Source organism: Kitasatospora sp. NPDC088346, assembly GCF_044740765.1.
GTDB lineage: Bacteria > Actinomycetota > Actinomycetes > Streptomycetales > Streptomycetaceae > Kitasatospora.
On record NZ_JBIURH010000006.1, the window covers coordinates 211,421 to 235,184 of the forward strand.

Genomic DNA, 23,764 nt, shown 5'->3' on the forward strand with positions numbered 1-23,764 from the left:
GGTGCCCGGACCGGGCCCGGCCGTCAGACCAGGCCGGCCAGCAGCTCCGCGACCGGCTTGCGGCGGCCGGTGAAGAACGGGACCTCCTCGCGCACGTGCAGCCGGGCCCGCGACGGACGCAGGTCGCGCATCAGGTCGACGATCCGGTGCAGCTCGTCCGCCTCGAAGGCGAGCAGCCACTCGTAGTCGCCGAGCGCGAAGGAGGCCACCGTGTTGGCCCGGACGTCCGGGTAGCCGCGGGCCATCATGCCGTGCTCGGCGAGCATCGCCCGACGCTCCTCGTCCGGGAGCAGGTACCACTCGTAGGAGCGCACGAACGGGTAGACGCAGACGTAGTCACGCGGGCGCTCGTCGGCGAGGAACGCCGGGATGTGCGACTTGTTGAACTCCGCCGGGCGGTGCAGCGCCATGTTGGACCAGACCGGCTCCAGCACCCGGCCGACGGCGGTGCGGCGGAAGCGGTTGTACGCCTCCTGGAGGTCGTCCGAGTCCTCCGCGTGCCACCAGACCATCACGTCCGCGTCGGCCCGCAGGCCGGACACGTCGTAGGTGCCGCGGACGGTCACGTCCTTGGCGTCGAGCTGCGCGAACAGCTCGTCCACCTCGGCGGCCAGCGCGGCCCGGTCCTCCGGCAGCTCGCCCTTCAGCTTGAACACCGACCACATGGTGTAGCGGATGACCTGGTTGAGGTCACGGGCCTTCTTCTTCACGGGCTGCTCTTCAGTGGTCTCAGTCATGCACCCATTGTCCCTTCCGTGCCGGATCCGCCCCGAGCCGGGGTCCGCGGATCTTCGAGCCCCGCCAGCTCCGCGACCGCCCGCCGGGCACTCGCGACGCAGGCGGGAATGCCCACCCCGTCGTACGCCGCACCGCAGAGCGCCAGCCCGCCGGCCGCCGCGACGGCGGTCCGGATCCGGGCCACCCGGTCCAGGTGGCCGACCGGGTACTGCGGCAGCCCGCCTGCCCAGCGGGTGACGGCGGTGTCGTACGGGCGGGCCCGCAGTCCGACCGCCTCCGCCAGGTCGGCGAGCGAACGGGCCACCAGTTCCTCGTCCGGCAGGGCGAGCGCCTGCTCCTCGCGGTAGCGGCCGAGCGAGGTGCGCAGCAGGAAGGCGTCGGGGGCGGCGCGGTCCAGCCAGCCCCACTTGTTCGAGGAGAACGTCGAGGCCTTGATCGACCGCCCGTCCACCGGCGGGACCAGGAAGCCGCTGCCGACCAGCGGTTCGGTCAGCTCCGAGCGGTGGAACGCCATCGTGACCAGGGCCATCCCGGCGTACTCGATGCCGCCCAGCTCGGCGGCGGCGCCGGGCAGCTCGGTCCGCAGCAGTGCGGCGGCCCGCGGGGCCGGGACGGCCAGCACCACGGCGTCCGCGGCCAGTTCGCCGTCCTCGGTGCGGACCCGCCAGCCGTCGCGGGTGCGGCGCAGCTCCGTCACCGGGGTGTCGGTGCGCAGGTCGGCGCCGGCCCGGCGGCAGTACGCCTCGACGGCCTGCGGCAGGGTGCCGATGCCGCCGCGCAGGCCCTGGAAGACCGGGCCGCCGGCCGTCGCCCGGCCGAGCATCCGGTGCACGCCTCCGACCAGGGAGCCGCCCTCCCGGGCCACCGCCAGCAGCTGCGGCACGGCGGCCTTCAGCGAGATCTCCCGGGCCTGTCCGGCATACACCCCGCCGAGCAGCGGTTCGACCAGCCGGTCGACCACCTCCGGGCCGAGCCGGGCGGCGACGTACGCGCCGATCGCGACGTCCGGGCCGAGGTCGGCGTCCCGTTCGCGCCGCGCCCGTTCCAGGCCGGCCGGCGAGAGGACCCCGGAGGCGGCCAGCGCGTCCAGGTCGCCGGGCACGCCCATCAACTGCCCGGCCGGCAGCGGGCGCAGGGCGCCCCTGGTCCAGACGGCGGCCTTGGCGGTACCGGGCGGCTCCAGTGCGTCCGCCAGCCCGACCAGCCGGGCGAGCTCCACCGCCTCGGGCCGCCGGGCCAGCATCGACTCGGCCCCGAGGTCCACCCGGACCCCGCCGACCTCGCCGGTCATCAGCTTCCCGCCGAGCCGCCCGGAGCCCTCCAGCAGGGTGACCCGGCCGGGGCCCGCACTCAGAAAGGCCGCGGCGGCCAGCCCCGCGATGCCACCGCCGACCACCACGACATGCGCTTGTGCCATGTCCTGCAGTCTCTCAGTCCTTACCTGCCGCCCGTGGACCAGCCCGTCGGGGCCGACACCGGCCGGGGACGGCGCGGGCCGCGCCGGCGTCCCCCGGAAGATGCCGGTGGACGGGCCCGCGGTGGTTGACCGGTCGGGGCCGGGGCGGGCGGGGATCAGCCGCCGTCCGGTGGCCTTCCTCCAGGTCGCGCAGGCCCAGGGCGGCGTGCGCGCGACGCGGCGTCGTCGGCCACGATCAGCGGGCTCCGGCCGCTCTGCGCGCAGCCGTGCAGGGCCGAGCGGTACCGGGCCTCGCGCCCCGCGGGGTCGGGCGGGATGCGCTCCCCGGGGACGCCGAGGCCGGCGAGCGCGACGATCCGGGTGCCCGGTCCGGCGGCGGCCGGGTCCACCGCGGCCAGCACCGGGCCGGCATCGGGCCGGCCTGACGCATCGTCATCTACCGGGCCTGGATGACCTGTCCGGTGAAGACGCCACCGTTGGTCCCGTCGGCCACCGTCCCGTTCTACATCCGAACGCGTCCGGGATGTGACCGGTTCGGGACCAACCGGCGGGATCCTGCCGGGACGCGGTTGCGTCAGATCGGCGGAGCAGGCCCGCCGGAGGGCACTGCCGGACGGGAACGGGGAGGGCCAGGAATCGTGCGAGAGCGAAGAGTTGTGGGCGCGCTCGGGGTGACGGCGGTGGCGGCGGTGCTGCTGCTGAGCGGCTGCAGCGCGTCGAGCGGCGGGGCGGACTCGGCGGCGAACCGTGCGGCCGCGCCGGCCGCGGCGCCGGAGGCGGGCAACCCGGCCGCCGCGGACGGCAAGGCCGCACCGGGCGACGCCAAGGCCGCCGCGGGCGGTGGCGCGAGCCAGCCGTCGGCGGCCCCGGCCGTCGACCCCAAGTACATCGAGTTCAAGGCGCAGTTGAGCCTGGAGGTGAAGGACGTCCGCAAGGCCGCGGACGCGGCGACCGCCGCGGTGCAGGCGGCCGGCGGCTACGTCGGCAGCCAGAGCGTGTCCGGCGGGGACGCCCAGCTCACCCTGAAGGTGCCCTCGACCGGCCACCAGCAGGCGCTGGACCAGCTCGCCGCCCTCGGCACCAGGACCCTGCGGCTGACCAGTCAGGCCGAGGACCTGACCCAGCAGGTGGTCGACGTGGACAGCCGGGTGCGGACCCAGCAGGCCAGCGTGGACCGGGTCCGGGCGCTGATGGCGGACGCCAAGACGCTGGCCGAGGTGGTCTCGCTGGAGAGCGAGCTGAGCCGGCGGGAGGCCGACCTGGAGTCGCTGAAGAGCCAGCAGCAGAAGCTGTCCGCGCGCACCTCGTTCTCCACCATCACGCTGGAGCTGCACGCCGAGCGGGCCCCCGCGGCGGAGCCGGCCAAGAAGAAGGACGGGTTCTGGGCCTCGGTCGGCCGGGCGGCGGCCGGCGGCTGGCACGTGCTGGTGGCGCTGTTCCAGGGACTGCTGGTCGCGCTGGCCGCGATCGCGCCGTTCCTGCTGGTGGCCGTCCCGGCCGGGCTGCTGGTCTGGTTGCTGCGGCGCAGGCGCCCGCGCCGTTCGGCGGGGGCGGCCGTCCCGGCGCAACCGTCGGGGACGGACCCGTGGGCGGCTCCGGCCGCCGGGCCGGAGGCCCCGGCCGCACCGCAGGAGCCGGCCGCACCGCAGCACCCGGCCGCACCGCCGTCCGGCGGGGAGCCGCCACGGTGACCCGGGCCTGAGCCCGGAGCGCCCGCTCCGGCACCGCGGCACGGTGCCGGAGCGGGCGGACGGTTCAGCGGGCGCTGACCTCGTGCACGAAGGCGACCAGCCGGCTCAGCGCGTCCGGGTCCATGCTCGGCATCACGCCGTGGCCCAGGTTGAAGATGTGGTGGCTGTCGCCGACCGCCTTGGCCGCGGCGTCCAGCACCTCGCGGGCCTTGGCCTCGACCACGGCGGTGGGGGCGTAGAGCACGGCCGGGTCGAGGTTGCCCTGCAGCCCCTTGCCGGGGCCGACCCGCTCGGCGGCGACGTCCAGCGGCACCCGCCAGTCGACACCGACGATGTCCGCGCCGGCCTCGCCCATCAGCCCGAGCAGCTCACCGGTGTTGACGCCGAAGTGGATCCGCGGCACGCCGTACCCGGCGACGGCGTCGAAGACCTTGGTGCTGGCGGGCAGCACCGAGCGGCGGTAGTCCTCGGGGGCGAGCGCACCGGCCCAGGAGTCGAAGAGCTGGATCGCGGAGGCGCCCGCCTCGATCTGGATCTTCAGGAAGGCGGCGGTGATGCCGGCCAGCCGGTCGACCAGCTCGGCCCAGAGCTCGGGCGCGCCGTACATCATGGCCTTGGTGTTCTCGTAGCTCTTCGACGGGCCGCCCTCGACCAGGTAGCTGGCCAGCGTGAACGGCGCCCCGGCGAAGCCGATCAGGGGAGTTCCGCCGAGCTCGTCCACCAGCAGGCCGACGGCCTCGGTGATGTACGGCATGTCGTCCGGCTCCAGCGGGCGCAGCCGCCGGAGGTCCGCGGCGGTGCGGATCGGGTCGGCGATGACCGGGCCGACCCCGCCCTTGATCTCGACGTCGATGCCGACGGCCTTGAGCGGCACCACGATGTCGCTGAAGAAGATCGCGGCGTCCACCTTGTGCCGGCGGACCGGCTGCAGGGTGATCTCCTTGACCAGGTCGGGGCGCATGCAGGAGTCCAGCATCGGGATCCCCTCCCGCACCTTGAGGTACTCCGGCAGGGAGCGGCCGGCCTGCCGCATGAACCAGACCGGGGTGTGCGGCACCGGCTCGCCGCGAGCAGCGCGCAGGAAGGCGGAGTCGTGCGCGGCGCCGCGGCGCGCGAGGGGCTGCTGACCGGTCTGGGCTGCGGGGGTGGCCGCGGAAGTCTCGCTCACGTTCCAAATCTTCGCACGCGCCCCGGGCGCGCCCGGCCCCGGTGAGTGGTGGATTCCTCCAGAATGGGCGGCTTCGCACGGCCTCCGGCACGCCGGACCGGCGAAAGGTGCTCGGAATGCGGCGCCGGGCCACCTAGTCTTCAGAGCATGGCAGCGGTCGGCGGGCACCCCGCACACGGTGGAGGAACGGGCAAGGAGTCGGCGCCGATCGAGTTCCAGGACGCGGTCGAGGCGCTGGCCGGGGCGCGGTTGCGCCCCGAACTGGTGCTCTCCGCCACACCCGCCCCGCGCCGGCTGGCCCCGTTCGCGTACGCGGTCGCGGCGACGGTCGAGGTGGACGGCGAGGAGCTGGCCGACGGCCGGCTGGTGCTGCTGCACGATCCGGCCGGGCAGGAGTCCTGGCACGGCGACTTCCGGGTCGTCACCATGACCCGCGCCGAGCTGGAGCCCGAGATGGCCGGCGACCCGATGCTCGCCGAGGTCGGCTGGGCCTGGCTGATGGACTCCCTACAGGCCCACGGCGCCGGGTACACCGCGCCGGGCGGCACGGTGAGCCACTGCGCCTCGCAGTACTTCGGCGCGCTCGCCGACCGGCCGTCCTCCACCGAGATCGAGCTGCGCGCGTCCTGGACGCCGTCCGACGGCCGGTTCGAGCGCCACCTGGCGGCCTGGGGCGACCTGCTGTGCGTCTGCGCCGGCCTGCCGCCGGTGGTCCCCACGCCGCTGCCGCCCGCCGACGCCCCGTCACTCGGTGGAGTGGTGCCGATGCCCGCGCGCCGCCGTCCGCGCCCCCACTGAGGGTCATTCCGGGCGTTCAGCGCACCATGCCACCCGCAGGGCTGACGGAGTGTGACTTCTGACGCGCACTGTGTCAATTACCTGCCCCAATGCGATCACACCGGTCGGCATTCGATCGCATTTGTGCGATTTCTGGGCATGTCGCATCACTCACCTGCGCGATTTGTCCTTATTGTTACTCACTAGATCGTGATCTTTCGCTAAAGCCGGGCACGGATGCTGCCGAAGGTGTCAGTGACCCTTTCCACCCGCGGAACACTCCGACCGCCCCCATCGGGGTTCCGTCCGCCACTCCCCCCAGGAGGCCTGGTGTCGGTCCTTCTCGAGCACCCCGCAAACGTGGTCGCGTACCGTCCGACGAAGCCCACCGCCATGGTGGTCATCGCCGACCCACGCGTCCGAAACACCGTCACCCGCCACCTGTGGGCCCTGGGTGTGCGCGACGTCATCGAGGTCTCCTCGATCGCGGAGGCCCGTCCCCGGGTCACCACCCCGCGCGACATCTGCATCGCCGATGTCCACCTGCCGGACGGCTCCGGCCTCACGATCCTGGCCGAGACCCGGGCCGCGGGCTGGCCCAACGGCCTGGCGCTCTCCGCCGCCGACGACATCGGCGCGGTCCGCAGCGCGCTGGCCGGCGGGGTCAAGGGCTACGTCGTCACCGGGACGCGCACCAACGTCGCGATGCCGGGCCGACCCGGGCTGCCGCTCGGCGCCGCCGGAATGGCCGGCCGGATGCGCCGGCCCGGCATGCCGGGCGTGCCCGGTGCGGGCGGCGTCCCCGGTGCACCCGGTGCCCCGGGCGCCCCGGGCACCCAGAGCTCGGCCTACCGCGAGCTGTCCGGCCGTGAGGTCGAGGTGCTCCGGCTGGTCGCCGAGGGCCAGTCCAACAAGGCGATCGGTGTCGCCATGGGCCTGTCCGCACTGACGGTGAAGAGCCATCTGGCCCGGATCGCGCGCAAGCTCGGCACCGGGGACCGGGCCGGCATGGTCGCGGTCGCACTGCGGACGGGCATCATCCACTGAGCCGATCCACACAACCCCGACACAGCGGTGGCGGCCCGGAGGAACGTTTCCTCCGGGCCGTCCCCGTTTCTTCCCCTGTTCCGGTGCCGGTGGCGGAGGTCGGTGGCCCCCAGGTGGCTCCTCCGGCAGCCCTCCGGCCGCCCCCGGCGGGCGCCCGGACCGCCCGGCCCGCTCCCCGGCATATGTCGGAACCCGGTCTGACCAGTCCGACAACACTCCCGGGAGCGGGTGCCGTCGTACCCTTGGGGGGTGACCGACGCCGTAGCAGCCATCCCAGAAGAGACAGCCCCGGTCCCGCTCCTCGAACCGAGGGAGGGGCTGCCACCCGTCGTGGCCGACCAGGAGGCGCTGGCCGACACGATCGCGGCCTTCGCCGCGGGCACCGGGCCGGTCGCCGTCGACGCCGAACGGGCCTCCGGCTACCGCTACGGCCAGCGCGCCTACCTGATCCAGCTCAGGCGGGCGGGCGCGGGCACCGCGCTCGTCGACCCGATCGCCTGCCCCGACCTGAGCGGGCTCGGCGCGGCGCTGGCGGACACCGAGTGGGTGGTGCACGCGGCGACCCAGGACCTGCCGTGCCTGTCCGAGGTCGGCATGCGGCCACGCCGTCTGTTCGACACCGAGCTGGCCGGACGGCTGGCCGGGTTCCCCCGGGTCGGCCTCGGCCCGATGACCGAGAACGTGCTCGGCCTCTCGCTCGCCAAGGAGCACTCGGCCGTCGACTGGTCCACCCGCCCGCTGCCCGAGCCCTGGCTGCGGTACGCCGCCCTGGACGTCGAGGTGCTGGTCGAGCTGCGGGACGCGCTCGAACGGGAGCTGGACGCCCAGGGCAAGCTCGGCTGGGCGCTGGAGGAGTTCGCGGCCCTCGTCGACGCGCCGAAGCCCGCACCCCGGGTCGACCCCTGGCGGCGCACCTCCCAGCTGCACAAGGTCCGCCGCCGGCGCCAGCTGGCCGCCGTCCGCGAGCTCTGGCAGACCCGCGACAGGATCGCCCGGGAGCGCGACGTCTCCCCCGGCCGGGTCCTGCCGGACCTGGCCATCGTCAACGCCGCGCTCGCGATGCCGCTGAACGCACCGGCGCTGCTGGCCGTCTCCGGCTTCGGCCCCCGGGTGAACCGGCGCCAGCTCGACCAGTGGCTGGCCGCCCTCCAGCGGGCCCGCGAGATCCCCGAGAACCAGCTGCCGCCGGCCTCCGCACCGCACGACGGCCCGCCGCCGCCGCGCGCCTGGGCCGACAAGGACCCGGTGGCCGCGGCCCGGCTGAGCGCCGCCCGCGCGGCCGTCTCGGCACTGGCCGAGGAGCACAACCTGCCCGCCGAGAACCTGATCACCCCGGACCTGGTCCGCCGGGTGTCCTGGGAACCGCCGGCCGAGCAGTCCGCGGCCGACGTCTCGGCCGCGCTGCGCCGCATGGGCGCCCGGCAGTGGCAGGTCGACCTGGTCGGCCCGGCCCTCGCCACCGCCTTCGCCGAGCCGGCCCCCGAGGCCGAGTAGGCGCGGACGCGCGAGTAGGCGCGGACGCGAAGGGGGCGCCGGGATCGTCTCCCGGCGCCCCCTTCGCGTCCGCGCGCCCGGGTGCGGCCGGCGCCGGGCCCCAGGACGGGCGGGCACGTGGTGGGGGACACACAGGCATATCGGGCCGTCGCCTATGGGCAACGTAGTTACCGGCGGGTAGCATGACCGTGAAGCAGCGCCGCTCCACCCGTGAGCCGAGGTCTGCGCCAAACGTCATGTCCCCCTGGGAGGAGAGCCCCCGTGCCTCGTACCGCGAGGGACGTCGTCTTCGTTGACGGCGTCCGCACCCCGTTCGGCAAGGCCGGCCCGAAGGGCATCTACCACGAGACCCGTGCCGACGACCTGGTCGTCAAGTGCATCCGCGAGCTCGTGCGCCGCAACCCGAACCTGCCCGTCGAGCGCATCGACGAGGTCGCCGTCGCGGCCACCACGCAGATCGGCGACCAGGGTCTGACCATCGGCCGCACCGCCGCGCTGCTGGCCGGCCTGCCGAAGTCCGTCCCGGGCTACTCGATCGACCGGATGTGTGCCGGCGCGCTGACCGCCGTCACCGCGACCGCGGGCGGCATCGCCTTCGGCGCGTACGACATCGTGGTCGCCGGCGGTGTCGAGCACATGGGCCGCCACCCGATGGGCGAGGGCGTGGACCCGAACCCGCGCTTCGTGTCGGAGAAGCTCGTCGACGAGTCCGCCCTGTTCATGGGCATGACCGCCGAGAACCTGCACGACCGCTTCCCGCACCTCACCAAGGAGCGCTGCGACGCCTACGCCGTGCGCTCCCAGGAGAAGGCCGCCAAGGCGTACGCCAACGGCGACATCCAGCCCGACCTGGTGCCGATCGCGATCCGCAACACCAACCCCGACGTCGGCGAGACCGGCTGGGGCCTGGCCACCACGGACGAGCCGCTGCGCCCGGGCACCACGATGGACAGCCTGAGCGGCCTCAAGACCCCGTTCCGCCCGCACGGCAACATCACCGCGGGCAACTCGGCCGGCCTGAACGACGGCGCCACCGCGTCGCTGCTCGCCGCCGAGGACGTCGCCGAGGAGCTCGGCCTCCCGATCAAGATGCGCATGGTCTCGTACGCCTTCGCGGGCGTCGAGCCCGAGGTGATGGGCATCGGCCCCGTCCCGGCGACCGAGAAGGCGCTGGCCAAGGCCGGCCTGACGATCGACGACATCCAGGCCTTCGAGGTCAACGAGGCCTTCGCCGTCCAGGTGCTGGCCTTCCTGGACCACTACGGCATCGCGGACGACGACGAGCGGGTCAACCCGTACGGCGGCGCGATCGCCTTCGGCCACCCGCTGGCCTCCTCGGGCGTGCGCCTGATGAACCAGCTGGCCCGCCGCTTCGAGCAGCGCCCCGACGTCCAGTACGGCCTGACCACCATGTGCATCGGCTTCGGCATGGGCGGGACCATCATCTGGGAGAACCCGCACTTCGAGGGTGGTAAGTGACCATGAGCACCACTGAGCTGCTGAAGCGCGCCGCCGAGCTGTTCCCCGGCGAGGTCGTCACCACCGCGCACGTACGCCACCTGGACCTGCCGCTGCAGGCCGGCAAGCTGGCCCTGATCACCCTGGACAACGGCTTCGACCACACCAAGCCGACCACCTTCGGCCCGGGCTCGCTGGCCAAGCTGTCCGAGGCGCTGGACCAGGTCGAGGCCGAGGCCGCCGCCGGCACCATCGCCGCCGTCGCGATCACCGGCAAGCCGTTCATCTTCGCGGTCGGCGCCGACCTCAAGGGCGTCGAGGTGCTCAAGGAGCACAGCGACGCGCTGGCCATCGGCAAGGGCGGCCACGACGTCTTCAAGCGGATCGCCGCGCTGCCCGTCCCCAGCTTCGCCTTCTACAACGGCGCGGCGATGGGCGGCGGCGTCGAGGTCGGCCTGCACGCCACCTACCGCACCGTCAGCTCGGGCGTCCCGGCGTTCTCGCTGCCCGAGGTCTTCCTGGGCCTCGTCCCCGGCTGGGGCGGCTGCACCATCCTGCCGAACCTGATCGGTCCGGCGAAGGCCGTCAAGGTCATCGTCGAGAACTCGATGAGCCAGAACAAGCAGCTCAAGGGCAAGGAGGTGTTCGAGCTCGGCATCGCGGACGCGATCTTCGAGCCGGCCGACTTCCTGGAGCAGTCGCTCACCTGGGCCGCCAAGGTCCTCACCGGCGCCACCGTGGTGGAGCGCGAGGAGATCGACCGCGGCAAGGCCTGGGACGACGCCGTCGCCTGGGGCCGGCTGGTCGCCGACGCCAAGGTCCACGGCGCGGCCCCCGCCGCCTACAAGGCCCTCGACATCATCGCCCAGGTCAAGGACCAGGACCTCCAGGCCGGCTTCGACGCCGAGGACGCGGCCCTGGCCGACCTCATCATGAGCGGCGAGCTGCGCAGCGGCATCTACGCCTTCAACCTGGTGCAGCGCCGGGCCAAGAAGCCGTTCGGTGCGCCGGACAAGTCGCTGGCCCGCCCGGTCAACAAGGTCGGCGTGGTCGGCGCGGGCCTGATGGCCTCCCAGCTGGCGCTGCTCTTCGCGCGCCGGATGGAGGTGCCGGTGGTCCTCACCGACATCGACCAGGAGCGCATCGACAAGGGCGTCGGCTACGTCCACGCCGAGATCGACAAGCTGCTGGGCAAGGGCCGGATCGGCCAGGACAAGGCCAACAAGCTCAAGGGCCTGGTCTCCGGTCACCTGGACAAGGCCGTCGCCTTCGGGGACGCGGACTTCGTGATCGAGGCCGTGTTCGAGGAGATGGGCGTCAAGCAGAACGTGCTGGCGGAGCTGGAGGCCGTGGTCGCGCCGACCACCATCCTGGCCACCAACACCTCCTCGCTGTCGGTCACCGAGATGGCGTCGAAGCTGGAGCACCCGGAGCGGGTCGTCGGCTTCCACTTCTTCAACCCGGTCGCGATCCTGCCGCTGCTGGAGATCGTCCGCGCCGAGAAGACCGACGACGGCTCGCTGGCCACCGCGTTCGGGGTCGCCCGCAAGCTGAAGAAGACGGCCGTCCTGACCAAGGACGCCCCGGCGTTCGTGGTCAACCGGATCCTGCTGCGCTTCATGGACGCGATCCAGAGCTCCATCGACGAGGGCACCCCGATCGAGACCATCGAGAAGGCCGTGCTGCCGCTCGGCCTGCCGATGTCCCCGATCGTGCTCCTGGAGCTCGTCGGCCCGGCCATCGCCCTGCACGTCTCGGAGACGCTGGCCGCGTCGTTCCCGGAGCGGTACACCGTCTCCGAGAACCTCGGCAAGCTGGTCAAGGCCGGCAAGCGCGGCTTCTACGTCTGGCAGGACGGCCAGCAGGTGCTGGACCCCGAGGTGCTGGCGCTGCTGTCGTTCGGCGACACCGTGCTGACCGAGGAGCAGGTCCTCGCCAAGGCCCTGGAGGCCGTCGCGCAGGAGATCGGCCTGATGCTGGACGAGGGTGTCGTCGGCGAGGCGCAGGACATCGACCTGTGCATGATCACCGGCGCGGGCTGGCCCTTCCACCTGGGCGGGATCACCCCGTACCTGGACCGTGAGGGCGTCTCGGAGCGGGTCAACGGGAAGAAGTTCCTCGCGCCCGGTGTGGCGTCGATCCCGGCCTGAAACACGGCTCGAGGGATGGTCTGACGGCCGGTCTGAGGGATGACCTGAGAGATTGGCTGGAGAGCGGCGGAGTGGCCCTTGCGGGGGCTGCTCCGCCGCTCTGCGTTCACGCCGGGGTGCCGGGGCCGCACAGTACCCCGCGCCCCTGCAGGGAAGGCAGGCGGGCGGGGTGGGGCCCGGGTGTTCCGGGCCCCGTGCGGGAGGAGGGCCTGCGGGGCGCGCAGTGCCCCGCGCCGCTGGGAGGAAAGCAGGCGGGCGGGGTCAGCGCTTCAGGCGGTAGATGACGGTGTCGCCGGTCATGCCGACGACCTCGTAGTGGGTCTCCAGGAGGGTTTCGATCCGGGGGACCAGCTCGGGGTTGTAGGGGGCGGTGCCGGAGTCGTCGACGACCACCTCGGGGAGGCCCTTGGCCTGGAGTTCGGCGTCGAAGGTCTGCCAGGCGTCGGAGACGCTGAACTGCTCACCGACCTGCTGGCCGTCCTTGCCGCCGCTGAAGTTGGTCAGGAAGCCGGCCGTCAGGTAGCGGCTGGCGGGCCTGCGGTCGGCCAGCCAGTACAGCTCGGGGTGCATGCCCCAGACCAGCACGGTGTCCTTGGGGGTGGTCTGGGCCGCGACGGCGGTGGCCACCTCGGTGGTCTGGTAGAGCCGCTGGCCGGGCCAGAAGACCGCCAGGCCCCAGAAGAAGGTGGCGGCGGCCGCGGAGTACACCACCACCGGCCGCCAGCGGACGGCCGAGGTGGAGACGGCGCCGACGCCGAGCAGCACCAGCGGGGGCATCAGCTGGAGGTAGTAGTGGCCGAAGAAGTGGAAGCCGACGCTGACCGCGACCACCGAGGAGAGCAGCCAGATCCACAGGTCGCTGGTGGAGCCGTGCTCCTCGGCCGCGCCCGGCAGCAGCCGCCGGCCGCGCCGCAGCCAGAGCCGGTAGCCGACCGGTGCCAGGAAGCCGAGGCCGGCGGCCAGCAGGATGCCGGAGTTGCCGAGCGCCCGGCCGACCATCTGCAGCCAGTTGGAGCCCAGGGTGGCGTAGTCGCCGCTGCCGGTGACCACCCAGAACAGGAAGCCCTTGGGCTTGGTCAGGATGGCCGCGACCAGCGCTATCGGCAGCGCGAAGCCGAACCAGATCTTGAACAGGGCGGGCCGCCAGGCCACCCCGCGGTGGCGGGCGTCCTGGAACAGCATCCACAGCACCGGGAGCATCACGGCGCCGCCGGTCTGCTTGGTCAGCGAGCACAGGGCCACCGCGATGCCGGCGGCCAGCCAGCGCCGCCGTTCGGCGTACCGGAAGGCCGCGACCATGGCGGGCAGCATGAAGACCTCGAAGGTCGCCGCCTGGGTGTCCTCCGGGGAGAGCCCGATGGACAGCAGCAGGTAGAGCACCCCGGCGCCGGCGCCGGCCCGGTTGCCCCAGCGGCCGCGGGCCAGTGAGGCCAGCAGGACCGCCGTCACCAGGTGGGCGACGATGGCGAGGGTGCGCAGCGGCCAGAGCGAGGCGGAGCCGAAGACGGCGAAGCAGGCCTCGTAGAGCCACGGCAGCAGCGGGGGCTTGCGGTCGACGACGGTGTCGTAGAGGACGCCGCCGTCGGCCAGCATGCGGGCCTGGGTGGCCAGGTAGCCCTCGTCGGGGCTCCACACCGGTCGCAGGAAGGACGGGACGTGGGTGACCACCGCGAGCAGCGCGAGCACCGGGACCACGCGGGTCCAGTACCCGGTCCGGACGCGTTCGGGCACGCGTGCGGTCAGGGCGGTGAGGCGGCTGGTGGTGAGGGGCACAGGTGACAACCTACCGGGCGGTTTCTGCACGGACGCTGCCGGTCCCGGCATCGGTACGACAATAGTCCGATCGTGGGCGACGGAGCACGGAATTGGCCGGAGCACGGGCCCGGCGGGGGGCGTACAGCGCACGGCCCCGGGAGCGGGCGGTGCCGCTCCCGGGGCCGGTGCCGGGTCAGGCCTGGACGGCCTGCGCGCCGAGCCGGGAGACCAGGGCGGTGACCTGCCGGGCGATGTCCGGGGCGGTCAGGCCGATCTCGGCCATGATCTGGTCGCGGGTGGCGTGGTCCAGGAACTCCTGCGGGATGCCGAAGTCGCGCAGCGGCAGGTCCACGTCGGCGTCGCGCAGGGCCTGGGCGACCGCGGAACCGACACCGCCGGCGCGGCCGTTGTCCTCGACCGTGACGACCACCCGGTGCTCGGCCGCCAGGCCGGGCAGGGCCGGGTCGACCGGCTTGACCCAGCGCGGGTCGACCACGGTGGAGGTGATGCCCTGGGCGGCCAGCAGCTCGGCGGTCTCCAGGCAGAGCGGGGCCATCGCGCCGACCGAGACGATCAGCACGTCGGCGCGGCGGTCGCCGTCGCGCTCGCCGTTCTCCAGCAGCAGGTCCATGCCGCCGATCCGGCCCAGCGACGGCACGGCGGGGCCGACCGTGCCCTTGGAGTAGCGGACCACGGTGGGCGCGTCGTCCACCTCGACGGCCTCGCGCAGCTGGGCGCGGAGCTGGTCGGCGTCGCGCGGCGCGGCCAGTCGCAGGCCGGGGACGACCTGGAGGATCGACATGTCCCACATGCCGTTGTGCGAGGCGCCGTCGGTGCCGGTGACGCCCGCGCGGTCGAGCACGAAGGTGACGCCCAGGCGGTGCAGGGCGACGTCCATCAGGACCTGGTCGAAGGCACGGTTGAGGAAGGTCGCGTAGACCGCGACGACCGGGTGCAGGCCGTTGGTGGCGAGGCCGGCCGCGGAGACCGCGGCGTGCTGCTCGGCGATGCCGACGTCGAAGATCCGCTCGGGGAAGGTCTTGGCGAACGGGGCCAGGCCCACCGGGTGCAGCATCGCCGCGGTGATCGCGACGATGTCCTTGCGCTCGCGGCCGAGGGAGACCATCTCCTCGCCGAACACCGAGGTCCAGTCCTTGCCGGCGGACTTGATCGGCAGGCCGGTCTCCGGGTGGATGACGCCGACCGCGTGGAAGCGGTCCTCGTCGTTGTTCTCGGCGGCGTGGTAGCCGCGGCCCTTCTCGGTCAGGCAGTGCACGATCACCGGCCCGCCGAAGCCGCGCGCCTTGGTGAGCGCGGACTCCAGGGCGGTGAGGTCGTGGCCGTCGATCGGGCCGATGTACTTGAGGCCGAGGTCCTCGAACATGCCCTGCGGGGCGATGAAGTCCTTGAGGCCCTTCTTGGCGCCGTGCAGCGTCTCGAAGAGCTGCTGGCCGACCACCGGGGTGCGCTGCAGCGCGTCCTTGCCCCAGGACAGGAACCGCTCGTAGCCCTGGGTGGTGCGCAGGGTCGCGAGGTGGTTGGCGAGGCCGCCGATGGTCGGGGAGTACGAGCGCTCGTTGTCGTTGACGACGATGACCAGCGGGCGGTCCTTGGCGTCGGCGATGTTGTTGAGCGCCTCCCAGGCCATGCCGCCGGTGAGCGCGCCGTCGCCGATCACGGCGACCACGGGCCGGTCCTTGTGGCCCTGGAGCTGGTTGGCCTTGGCCAGGCCGTCGGCGTAGCCGAGAACGGTGGAGGCGTGCGAGTTCTCGATGACGTCGTGCTCGGACTCGGCGCGCGACGGGTAGCCCGACAGGCCGCCCTTGGTGCGCAGGCCGGAGAAGTCCTGGCGGCCGGTGAGCAGCTTGTGCACGTAGCTCTGGTGGCCGGTGTCGAAGAGGATGCGGTCGCGCGGCGAGTCGAAGACCCGGTGCAGCGCGATGGTCAGCTCGACCACGCCGAGGTTCGGTCCGAGGTGGCCACCGGTCTTGGAGACCTCCTCGACCAGGAAGCCGCGGATCTCGTCGGCCAGTGCGGCCAGCTGCGCCGGGGTGAGCCGGTCGAGATCGCGCGGTCCCCTAATGCGGGTCAGCAGGGCCACCCGTTCCTCCTCGTTCACAGTTCCCGGACCCAGGGCGGGCCCGATGGGCGCTGTCGCCCGTGGGTGCGGAGTGCTTCGGCGCCGGCCGGCGCACCCTTGACCGGTCGAGTCTAATGTCCACCTGCCGGACGCCACGCGGCACGCCGGTTGTCGTACTAGTCGTACCAGTGCGGTCACTCTGCACCGACGGCGCCCCACCAGGACCGATGGCACCCACCCAACACGACGAGGCTCGGCACCCGAATGGTTCGGGTGCCGAGCCTCACACCGTTCTGCGGGGGTCAGCCCCGGCCGGAGGACTTCTGGGTCCGCCGGGAGACCGAGTCCAGCACCACCGCGCCGAGCAGGACCGCGCCGGTGATCATGTACTGGATGGCCTGGTTGACGTGGACCAGGTCCAGGCCGGTGATGATCGACTGGATCACCAGGATGCCGAGCAGCGCCGACCAGGTCTTGCCCCGGCCGCCGAAGAGGCTGGTGCCGCCGATGACCGCGGCCGCGATCGAGTTCATCAGGACGCTGCCGCCACCGAGCAGCTTGTCCGCCGAGCCCTGCTGGGACGCGATGAACAGACCGCCGAGGGAGGCCATGCCGGCCGAGATCATGAAGACCGAGATCCGGACCCAGGCGACGTTGATGCCGGCCCGGCGGGCGGCCTCGACGCCACCGCCGACCGCGAAGATCTGGCGGCCGTAGGAGGTGCGGCGCAGCACGAAGTCGGTGACGACCACGATGCCGAAGAAGACCACCAGGGGCAGCGGCAGGCCGCGGTCCTGGTTCAGCATGTACGCCGCGACCAGGCCGATCACCGCGATCACGCCGGTGCGCAGGGCGATCTCGCTCATCGGGCGGGCCGACAGGCCGGCGGCCGAGCGGCGGCGGCTGTCGATCAGCTGGCCGGCGCCGAACAGGGCGATGCCGAGGATCGCGAAGGCCCAGGTGAAGAAGACGTCGCCGTCACCCAGGAAGTAGGTGTCCAGCTTGGCGATCACGCCGTCGTTCAGCAGGTTGACGGTGCCCTTGTCGCCGAGCACGGAGTTCTGCAGGCCCATCCAGGCCAGCATGCCGGCCAGGGTGACCACGAAGGCCGGGACGCCGATCTTGGCGAAGAAGAAGCCGTGCAGGGCGCCCATGCCGATGCCGACCGCCATCGCGATCAGCACGGCCAGCCACTCGTTGATGCCCGAGCGGACCGAGAGCACCGAGGCGATGGCCGCCGAGACGCCGGCCACCGAGCCGAGCGACAGGTCGATCTCACCGAGCAGCAGCACGAAGACGATGCCGACCGCGATCAGGCCGGGGCCCGCGATCCACTTGGTGATGTTGGTCAGGTTGTCGGCGTTCAGGAAGTCGCCGGAGACGGTCTGGAAGATGGCCGCGATCAGGATCAGGCCGAGCACGACCGGGACGGAGCCCAGGTCGCCGCTCTTCATCTTCCGCTTGAACTCCTCGACGTAGCCCGCGAAGCCCGCCTCGCGGACCAGCAGCCGGGGGTCGATCGCGGCCGGCGGGGTGTCGGTGGTGGTCTGGCTGGTGCTCACTTCGCGTCCTCCGCGAGACGTGCCTGACGCCGGGTCACGGCGTTCTCGGTGGCGCCGGTGATGGCGGAGATGATCTCCTCGTGCGAGGTGGTGGCCACCTCGAAGACGCCGTTGTTGCGGCCCAGGCGGAGCACCGCGACGGTGTCCGCGACGGCCTTCACGTCGGCCATGTTGTGGCTGATCAGGATCACTCCGAGGCCGCGGTCGCGCAGGCGCTCGACCAGGTCGAGCACCTGGGCGGTCTGCTCGACGCCGAGCGCGGCGGTCGGCTCGTCCAGGATGACGATCTTCGGGTCGCCGACCAGGGCGCGGGCGATCGCGACCACCTGGCGCTGGCCGCCGGAGAGCGCGGCGATCGGGATCCGGACGCTCGGGATGCGGATCGACAGCGTGTCGAGCAGCTCCTTGGCCCGCTTCTCCATGCCGACCTCGTCGAGCGTGCCGAACTTCTTCAGCTCGCGGCCGAGGAAGAGGTTGCCGACCACGTCGAGGTTGTCGCAGAGCGCGAGGTCCTGGTAGACGGTGGCGACGCCGAGCGCCTGGGCGTCGTGCGGCCGGTTGATGCCGACCTGGGCGCCCTCCCACTCGATGGCACCCTCGTCGATCGGGTGGACGCCGGCGATGGTCTTCACCAGCGTCGACTTGCCCGCGCCGTTGTCGCCCACCAGGGCGACCACCTCACCGGCGTGCACCTCCAGGTGGACGTCGGTCAGCGCCTGGACGGCGCCGAAGCGCTTGGAGACCCCGCGCAACGCCAGTACGGGTGCGCCTGTCACGTGAACCATCTCCTTCATTCCGTGCGCCCGCCGCGGTGGGCATGGCACGGCCGCCGCGCGCCGACCCGGGCGCGAAGGGGTAGTGCGAAAAGGTTTGGGGGGCACGGCGGCCCGCCCTCACCGGGGAGGACGGGGGTGCTGGCACGCCGTGCCGGAGCGGGCGACGCTCACCCGGGGTGGGGGGAGCGTCGCCCGCCGGGGATTACTTCAGGCCGGCCGTGGCGCAGGCGGCGGCGTAGTCGCCGGTGCAGATGTCCGCGGCCTTGTAGAGGCCGTCGGCGATCACGGTGTCCTGGATGTTGGCCTTGGTGACGACCTTCGGCTCCAGCAGCTTGGCCGGGATGCCCTTGTCGGTGTCGCTGTCGATGCTGGCGGAGGCGACGGACTTGATGTCCTTGCCCTGCAGCAGGTTGACGGCGAGCTCGGCGGCCGAGTCGGCCAGCGGACGGTAGGCCTTGTAGATGGTGTAGGCCTGGTCGCCGGAGACGAGGCGCTGGATGGCGTCGAGACCCGCGTCCTGCCCGCCGACCGGGACGGTGATGCCCGCGCCCTTGAGCTGGGTGATGATCGCGGCGGCCATGCCGTCGTTGGCGGAGTAGACGGCCTGGAAGCCGTCCTTGCCGAGCTGGGTGATGGCGGCGCCGACCTTCTGGCCCGCGACGGTGGGCTTCCACTCACCGGACTGCTCGTAGACGACCTTCTTGACCTTGCCGTCCAGGACCTTGTGCGCACCTGACTTGAACTTGCCGGCGTTCGGGTCGGCGTCGTCACCGTTGATCATGACGATGTTGGCGTCGGCGGCCTTGGCACCCAGGGCGTCGACCAGGGCCTGGCCCTGGAGCTCGCCGACCTTCTCGTTGTCGAACGAGACGTAGGCGGCGACCGGGCCGGTGGCCAGGCGGTCGTACGCGACGACCTTGACGCCCTTGTCGGCCGCCTCCTTGACCCAGGACTGGGTCGACTTGGCGTCGAAGGCGTCCAGGATGATGACCTTCACGCCCTGGGCGATCAGGGTGTCGAACTGCTGCTTCTGCTTGGCAGCCGAACCCTCGGCGTTGCTGTACTTGACGTTGCAGTCGGCGCAGAGCGCCTTGACCTTGGCCTCGATGAACGGCTTGTCGAAGGACTCGTAACGGGTCGACGAGGCGTTCTCGGGGAGCAGCAGACCGATCGACTTGGTGTCGCCGGACGCGGCGCTGTCCTTCTTGTCACTGCCGGCCTTGCCGCAGGCGGCCATGGAGAGGGCCATCGAAACCGCGGCGGTACCGATGACAGCGCGACGCATCATTGCGTTCATGTGGGGGGTGCCTCCCTGACAGAGCCGCAACGTTGCGGCGAGGTGGAAGGGAGTCAACCCGGCTCGTCTGCTTGTCGTCAATAAGTAAAACCGGAAGACCCAGGATTCGAACCCTTTCGTTATCTTCCTGAAGGCGAAGCCGAGACCAACCCGTCCGAGCGGCCCCGGCGCCCGTCCTGTCGCCCGGTCAGCCCTGGCTCGTCGCAGCGACCCCGGTCTGCCGGATTGCGCCCGATTCACCCATCTCGCTCATCACCAGCGCGAGCGCACCGAGCACCTCGGCCCGACCACCGAGCGTGCCCGGAACGACCGAGAGCTGCCGCGCGGCGCTGGGGATGGCGTAGCGGGCCACCGAGTCCCGGATCGAGGAAAGCACCAGCTCACCGGCCTCGGCGAGATCGCCGCCGAGGATGATCCGGCGCGGGTTGAGCAGGTTGCACAGGGTGGCGACGCCCATTCCGATCTGCCGGCCGGCGTCCGCGATCACCCGGCGGCAGCCGAGGTCGCCCTGCTGGGCCAGCTGGACCACCTTGGTCAGGGTCAGCTCACCCGGGTGGTTGGCGTTCAAGAGGTTGAGCAGGTACCGGGAGCCCACGAAGGTCTCCAGGCAGCCGCGGTTGCCGCAGCGGCAGACCGGCCCGGCCTCGTCCAGCGTGATGTGCCCGATCTCGCCCGCCGTGCCGCCCGGGCCGCGGTAGATCTGACCGTTTATCACCAGCCCGGAGCCGACACCGCTGGCCACCTTGATGTACGCCAGGTCGCTCAGCCCGCGCCCGGCCCCCCACACCAGCTCGCCCAGCGCGCCCAGGTTTGCGTCGTTGTCGACGTGCACCTCCATGCCCAGCCGCTGGGCGAGCTCCTTGCCCGGGGCGATGCCCGTCCAGCCGGGCAGGATCGCGGTGGAGCCGAGCGCGCCGGTCTCCAGGTCGATCGGCCCGGGCACGCCCAGGCCGACGCCGATCACCTTGTCCGGGCGGAAACCCGCCTGCGCCAGCAGGCGGTCGACCAGGGCCTCGGCCCGGTCGAAGCCCTGCTGGGCGGAGACGTCGACGTCGATCGGCTCGCTCTCCTCGGCCAGCACCCGGTGGGCCAGGTTGCCGACCGCGACTCTCAGGTGGGTGTGGCCGAAGTCGACGCCGACCACGATCCCGGCGTCCCCGCTGAGCGAGACGCTGCGGGCCCGGCGCCCGCCCGAGGAGGTGTCGGCGACCACCACGGTGCCGCTCTCCTTGAGCTCCCGGACGATGTTGGACACCGTGGCGGCCGACAGGCCGGTGCCCCGGGCGATCTCGGCCTGGGTGAGCGAGCCGGCCATCCGCACCGCGCGCAGCACCCGTTCGAGGTTGGCCCGGTGCAACGAGGACTGCGATCCCGGCGTGTCCATCGACATGATTCACCCTCCCAGGGCACGGGGACTCGACCGTCCCCGCCCCTGCCGCGCCTTTGCGGCGGAGCTCCTGTGGCGTCGGTGATCGTCACCTGACGGCGTTGATCCCTCAACCAGCTGTTCAGCTTCAACTTCTGAACTCTAAGCTCAGCGCCCCACTCGCCGCCGTGTGAAGCACCAACCGGGACCGTTCCGAAACCTCCGTCCGGCCGCCCGCGGGCCCGCGGCGCGGGCGGGAATTCCAAGGTCCACACCGGTCCCGGGCATGGGAGGATGCCTGTGCATCCGAGCCTGACAAAGGAGTCCTGCGAGTGCCTGGCACCAACTTGACCCGTGAGGAGGCCCGCACCCGGGCCCAGCTCCTGCACGTGGACGCGTACGAGATCGAGCTCGACCTGGGCACCGCCCGGGCGGGTGGCACGTTCAGGTCCACCACCGTGGTCCGGTTCTCCGCCACGACTCCCGGCGCCGACAGCTTCATCGACCTGGTCGCGCCGAGCGTGTCCGAGATCGTGCTGAACGGCGAGGTCCTCGACCTGGCCAACTTCGCCGACAGCCGGATCGCGCTGCCCGGCCTCCAGGCCCAGAACGAGCTGCGGGTGGTCGCCGACTGCGCCTACACCAACACCGGTGAGGGCCTGCACCGCTTCGTCGACCCGGTCGACGGCGAGACCTACCTCTACACCCAGTTCGAGGTGCCGGACGCCCGCCGCGTCTTCGCCAGCTTCGAGCAGCCCGACCTGAAGGCCACCTTCCGGTTCACCGTCACCGCCCCGCGCGGCTGGGTCGTGGTCTCCAACTCGCCCACCCCCGAGCCGGCCGGCGAGGGCGACACCCAGGTGTGGTCCTTCGAGCCGACCCCCCGGATCTCCAGCTACATCACCGCGCTGGTGGCCGGCCCGTACGTGGGCGTCTTCGACGAGTACGCCAGCGGCGAGCAGCGCGTGCCGCTGGGCGTCTACTGCCGCCCCTCGCTGCGCGAGTTCCTGGACGCCGAGGCGATCTTCGACGTCACCAAGCAGGGCTTCGACTACTTCCAGGAGAAGTTCGACTTCGCCTACCCGTTCGCCAAGTACGACCAGCTCTTCGTACCGGAGTTCAACGCCGGCGCGATGGAGAACGCGGGCGCCGTCACCCTGCGCGACCAGTACGTCTTCCGTTCCAAGGTGACCGACGCCGCCTACGAGGGCCGCGCCGCCACCATCCTGCACGAGCTGGCCCACATGTGGTTCGGCGACCTGGTCACCATGGAGTGGTGGAACGACCTCTGGCTGAACGAGTCGTTCGCGACCTTCGCCGAGGCGGTCTGCCAGGCCGAGGCGCCCGGCTCCAAGTGGCCGAACTCCTGGACCACCTTCGCCAACCAGATGAAGACCTGGGCGTACCGGCAGGACCAGCTGCCGTCCACCCACCCGATCATGGCGGAGATCAACGACCTGGAGGACGTCCAGGTCAACTTCGACGGCATCACCTACGCCAAGGGCGCCTCGGTGCTCAAGCAGCTGGTGGCCTACGTCGGCCAGGACGCCTTCTTCGAGGGCGTCCGCGCCTACTTCAAGCAGCACGCCTGGGGCAACACCCGGCTCAGCGACCTGCTCGGCGCCCTGGAGAAGGCCAGCGGCCGCGACCTCAAGACCTGGTCCAAGGCGTGGCTGGAGACGGCCGGCATCAACGTCCTGCGCCCGGCCGTCGAGGTCGCCGAGGACGGCACCATCACCTCCTTCGCCGTGCTCCAGGAGGCCCCGGCCCTGCCCGCCGGCGCCAAGGGCGAGGCCGTGCTGCGCCCGCACCGGATCGCGGTCGGCGTCTACGAGCTCCAGGACGGCGCGCTCGTGCGCACCGACCGGATCGAGCTCGACGTCGACGGCGCGCGCACCGAGGTCCCCGAGCTGGCCGGCCGCGCCAAGCCCGCCGTGCTGCTGCTCAACGACGACGACCTCTCGTACGCCAAGGTGCGTCTGGACGCCGCCTCGCTGGCCGTCGTCACCGAGCACCTCGGCGACTTCGCGGAGCCCCTGCCCCGGGCACTGTGCTGGGCCTCCGCCTGGGACATGACCCGCGACGGCGAGCTCGCCGCCCGCGACTACCTGGAGCTGGCCGTCTCCGGCCTCACCCGGGAGTCCGACATCGGCGTGGTCCAGTCGGTGCAGCGCCAGGCCAAGCTGGCCCTGGACGCCTACGCCGACCCGGACTGGCGCGAGCAGGGCCTCCAGCGCTGGGCCGCCGCCGCCGAGCAGCACCTGCGCGCCGCCGCCCCCGGCAGCGACCACCAGCTGGCCTGGACCCGCACGCTGTCCGCCGTCGCCCGCACCGACGAGCAGCTCGCCCTGCTGGCCGGCCTGCTGGACGGCTCCACGGTGCTGGACGGCCTGGCCGTCGACACCGAGCTGCGCTGGACCCTGCTCTCCCGCCTGGTCGCCACCGGCCGCGCCGACGACAAGGCCGTCGAGGCGGAGCTGGCCCGAGACAACACCGCGGCCGGGCAGGAGCACGCGGCCAGCTGCCGCGCCTCCCGCCCGACCGCCGAGGCCAAGGCCGAGGCCTGGGCGTCGGTGGTGGAGTCGGACGTGCTCACCAACTACGTCCAGGAGGCCGTCATCAGCGGCTTCCAGCAGTCCGACCAGCGGGAGCTGCTCGCCCCCTACGCCGCCAAGTACTTCGCCGCGGTCAAGGGGATCTACGAGACCCGCAGCCACGAGATCTCGCAGCAGATCGTCGTCGGCCTGTACCCGTCCTTCCTGGTCGAGCAGGCCACCCTGGACGCCACCGACGCCTGGCTGGCCTCGGCCGAGCCGGTCCCGGCGCTGCGCCGGCAGGTCGTGGAGGCCCGGGCGGGCATCGAGCGCGCGCTGAAGGCCCAGGCGGCCGACCGCGCGGCCGGGGCCCGGACGCCGGGTCACTGACCCACCGCCGACGCGAGAGGGGCCGGACGCGTGTCCGGCCCCTCTCGCGTCGCCCTGACGTCCC

At 72.4% G+C, this 23,764-nt stretch carries 17 protein-coding genes; 7 read left to right on the forward strand and 10 right to left on the reverse strand.

The window, feature by feature from the left end:
- Positions 1-23: 23 nt before the first annotated feature.
- The 3 genes from hemQ to ACIOFR_RS11825 all read right to left on the reverse strand — a co-directional run bounded on the left by hemQ (position 24) and on the right by ACIOFR_RS11825 (position 2,556).
- Complete coding sequence (hemQ, locus tag ACIOFR_RS11815; protein WP_400995178.1) at positions 24-737, reverse strand: hydrogen peroxide-dependent heme synthase; 714 nt, start codon at positions 735-737, stop codon at positions 24-26.
- The gene (gene hemG / locus ACIOFR_RS11820; RefSeq protein ID WP_400995181.1) at positions 734-2,155 is read right to left on the reverse strand and encodes a protoporphyrinogen oxidase; all 1,422 of its coding nucleotides are present in this window, start codon (positions 2,153-2,155) and stop codon (positions 734-736) included. Before hemG ends, hemQ begins: the two co-directional genes overlap by 4 nt.
- A gap of 155 nt (positions 2,156-2,310) precedes the next feature.
- Positions 2,311-2,556: a hypothetical protein gene (locus ACIOFR_RS11825; protein ID WP_400995183.1), complete on the reverse strand. Its 246-nt coding sequence runs from the start codon at positions 2,554-2,556 to the stop codon at positions 2,311-2,313.
- Positions 2,557-2,793: 237 nt separating this feature from the next.
- On the opposite strand from ACIOFR_RS11825, the gene ACIOFR_RS11830 reads away from it, so the two are divergent.
- Positions 2,794-3,846 carry a DUF4349 domain-containing protein gene (locus tag ACIOFR_RS11830; protein ID WP_400995185.1) on the forward strand — a complete coding sequence of 351 codons (1,053 nt, stop codon included), beginning with the start codon at positions 2,794-2,796 and terminating at the stop codon, positions 3,844-3,846.
- Between the two features lie 64 nt (positions 3,847-3,910).
- Here the strand turns inward: ACIOFR_RS11830 and hemE are convergent, their stop codons facing one another.
- The gene (hemE, locus tag ACIOFR_RS11835) at positions 3,911-5,014 is read right to left on the reverse strand and encodes a uroporphyrinogen decarboxylase (protein WP_400995188.1); all 1,104 of its coding nucleotides are present in this window, start codon (positions 5,012-5,014) and stop codon (positions 3,911-3,913) included.
- Between the two features lie 147 nt (positions 5,015-5,161).
- Between hemE and ACIOFR_RS11840 the strand changes: the two genes are divergently transcribed.
- From ACIOFR_RS11840 to ACIOFR_RS11860, 5 genes are all read left to right on the forward strand, one after another.
- On the forward strand, positions 5,162-5,812 hold the full coding sequence (locus ACIOFR_RS11840) for a DUF3000 domain-containing protein (protein WP_400995190.1): 651 nt from the start codon (positions 5,162-5,164) through the stop codon (positions 5,810-5,812).
- Between the two features lie 309 nt (positions 5,813-6,121).
- Positions 6,122-6,838: a LuxR C-terminal-related transcriptional regulator gene (locus tag ACIOFR_RS11845; RefSeq protein ID WP_400995192.1), complete on the forward strand. Its 717-nt coding sequence runs from the start codon at positions 6,122-6,124 to the stop codon at positions 6,836-6,838.
- Positions 6,839-7,087: 249 nt separating this feature from the next.
- On the forward strand, positions 7,088-8,332 hold the full coding sequence (locus tag ACIOFR_RS11850; RefSeq protein ID WP_400995194.1) for an HRDC domain-containing protein: 1,245 nt from the start codon (positions 7,088-7,090) through the stop codon (positions 8,330-8,332).
- 261 nt (positions 8,333-8,593) lie between these two features.
- Positions 8,594-9,811, forward strand: a complete 1,218-nt coding sequence (locus tag ACIOFR_RS11855; protein ID WP_400995197.1) for a thiolase family protein — start codon at positions 8,594-8,596, stop codon at positions 9,809-9,811.
- Between the two features lie 2 nt (positions 9,812-9,813).
- Entirely contained in the window at positions 9,814-11,940 is a 2,127-nt protein-coding gene (locus ACIOFR_RS11860; protein ID WP_400995199.1) for a 3-hydroxyacyl-CoA dehydrogenase NAD-binding domain-containing protein, read from the forward strand.
- Positions 11,941-12,201: 261 nt separating this feature from the next.
- Here the strand turns inward: ACIOFR_RS11860 and ACIOFR_RS11865 are convergent, their stop codons facing one another.
- The 6 genes from ACIOFR_RS11865 to ACIOFR_RS11890 form a co-directional block, all read right to left on the reverse strand.
- Positions 12,202-13,764 (reverse strand): ArnT family glycosyltransferase, encoded by a 1,563-nt coding sequence (locus tag ACIOFR_RS11865; RefSeq protein ID WP_400995201.1) that lies wholly within the window; start codon positions 13,762-13,764, stop codon positions 12,202-12,204.
- A 124-nt stretch (positions 13,765-13,888) separates the two neighbouring features.
- Positions 13,889-15,796 (reverse strand): 1-deoxy-D-xylulose-5-phosphate synthase, encoded by a 1,908-nt coding sequence (gene dxs / locus ACIOFR_RS11870; RefSeq protein ID WP_400995204.1) that lies wholly within the window; start codon positions 15,794-15,796, stop codon positions 13,889-13,891.
- A 281-nt stretch (positions 15,797-16,077) separates the two neighbouring features.
- On the reverse strand, positions 16,078-17,337 hold the full coding sequence (locus tag ACIOFR_RS11875; RefSeq protein ID WP_400995206.1) for a sugar ABC transporter permease: 1,260 nt from the start codon (positions 17,335-17,337) through the stop codon (positions 16,078-16,080).
- The gene (locus tag ACIOFR_RS11880) at positions 17,334-18,122 is read right to left on the reverse strand and encodes an ATP-binding cassette domain-containing protein (protein WP_371499770.1); all 789 of its coding nucleotides are present in this window, start codon (positions 18,120-18,122) and stop codon (positions 17,334-17,336) included. The genes ACIOFR_RS11875 and ACIOFR_RS11880 overlap by 4 nt, the downstream gene beginning before the upstream one ends.
- Positions 18,123-18,315: 193 nt before the next feature.
- Positions 18,316-19,410, reverse strand: a complete 1,095-nt coding sequence (locus ACIOFR_RS11885; RefSeq protein ID WP_400995210.1) for a sugar ABC transporter substrate-binding protein — start codon at positions 19,408-19,410, stop codon at positions 18,316-18,318.
- Between the two features lie 187 nt (positions 19,411-19,597).
- Positions 19,598-20,794 carry an ROK family protein gene (locus ACIOFR_RS11890; protein ID WP_400995352.1) on the reverse strand — a complete coding sequence of 399 codons (1,197 nt, stop codon included), beginning with the start codon at positions 20,792-20,794 and terminating at the stop codon, positions 19,598-19,600.
- A gap of 314 nt (positions 20,795-21,108) precedes the next feature.
- On the opposite strand from ACIOFR_RS11890, the gene pepN reads away from it, so the two are divergent.
- Positions 21,109-23,700, forward strand: a complete 2,592-nt coding sequence (gene pepN, locus ACIOFR_RS11895; RefSeq protein ID WP_400995212.1) for an aminopeptidase N — start codon at positions 21,109-21,111, stop codon at positions 23,698-23,700.
- The last annotated feature ends 64 nt before the right edge of the window (positions 23,701-23,764 follow it).

Excerpts from the sequence above, each read along its gene's own strand:
- ACIOFR_RS11865 (WP_400995201.1), bottom strand. The coding sequence starts at position 13,764 with ATGCCGGGACCGGCAGCGTCCGTGCAGAAACCGCCCGGTAGGTTGTCA.
- hemQ (WP_400995178.1), bottom strand. The coding sequence starts at position 737 with ATGACTGAGACCACTGAAGAGCAGCCCGTGAAGAAGAAGGCCCGTGAC.
- ACIOFR_RS11840 (WP_400995190.1), top strand. The coding sequence starts at position 5,162 with ATGGCAGCGGTCGGCGGGCACCCCGCACACGGTGGAGGAACGGGCAAG.
- ACIOFR_RS11880 (WP_371499770.1), bottom strand. The coding sequence starts at position 18,122 with ATGGTTCACGTGACAGGCGCACCCGTACTGGCGTTGCGCGGGGTCTCC.
- ACIOFR_RS11860 (WP_400995199.1), top strand. The coding sequence starts at position 9,814 with ATGAGCACCACTGAGCTGCTGAAGCGCGCCGCCGAGCTGTTCCCCGGC.
- ACIOFR_RS11885 (WP_400995210.1), bottom strand. The coding sequence starts at position 19,410 with ATGAACGCAATGATGCGTCGCGCTGTCATCGGTACCGCCGCGGTTTCG.
- hemG (WP_400995181.1), bottom strand. The coding sequence starts at position 2,155 with ATGGCACAAGCGCATGTCGTGGTGGTCGGCGGTGGCATCGCGGGGCTG.
- ACIOFR_RS11890 (WP_400995352.1), bottom strand. The coding sequence starts at position 20,794 with ATGGACACGCCGGGATCGCAGTCCTCGTTGCACCGGGCCAACCTCGAA.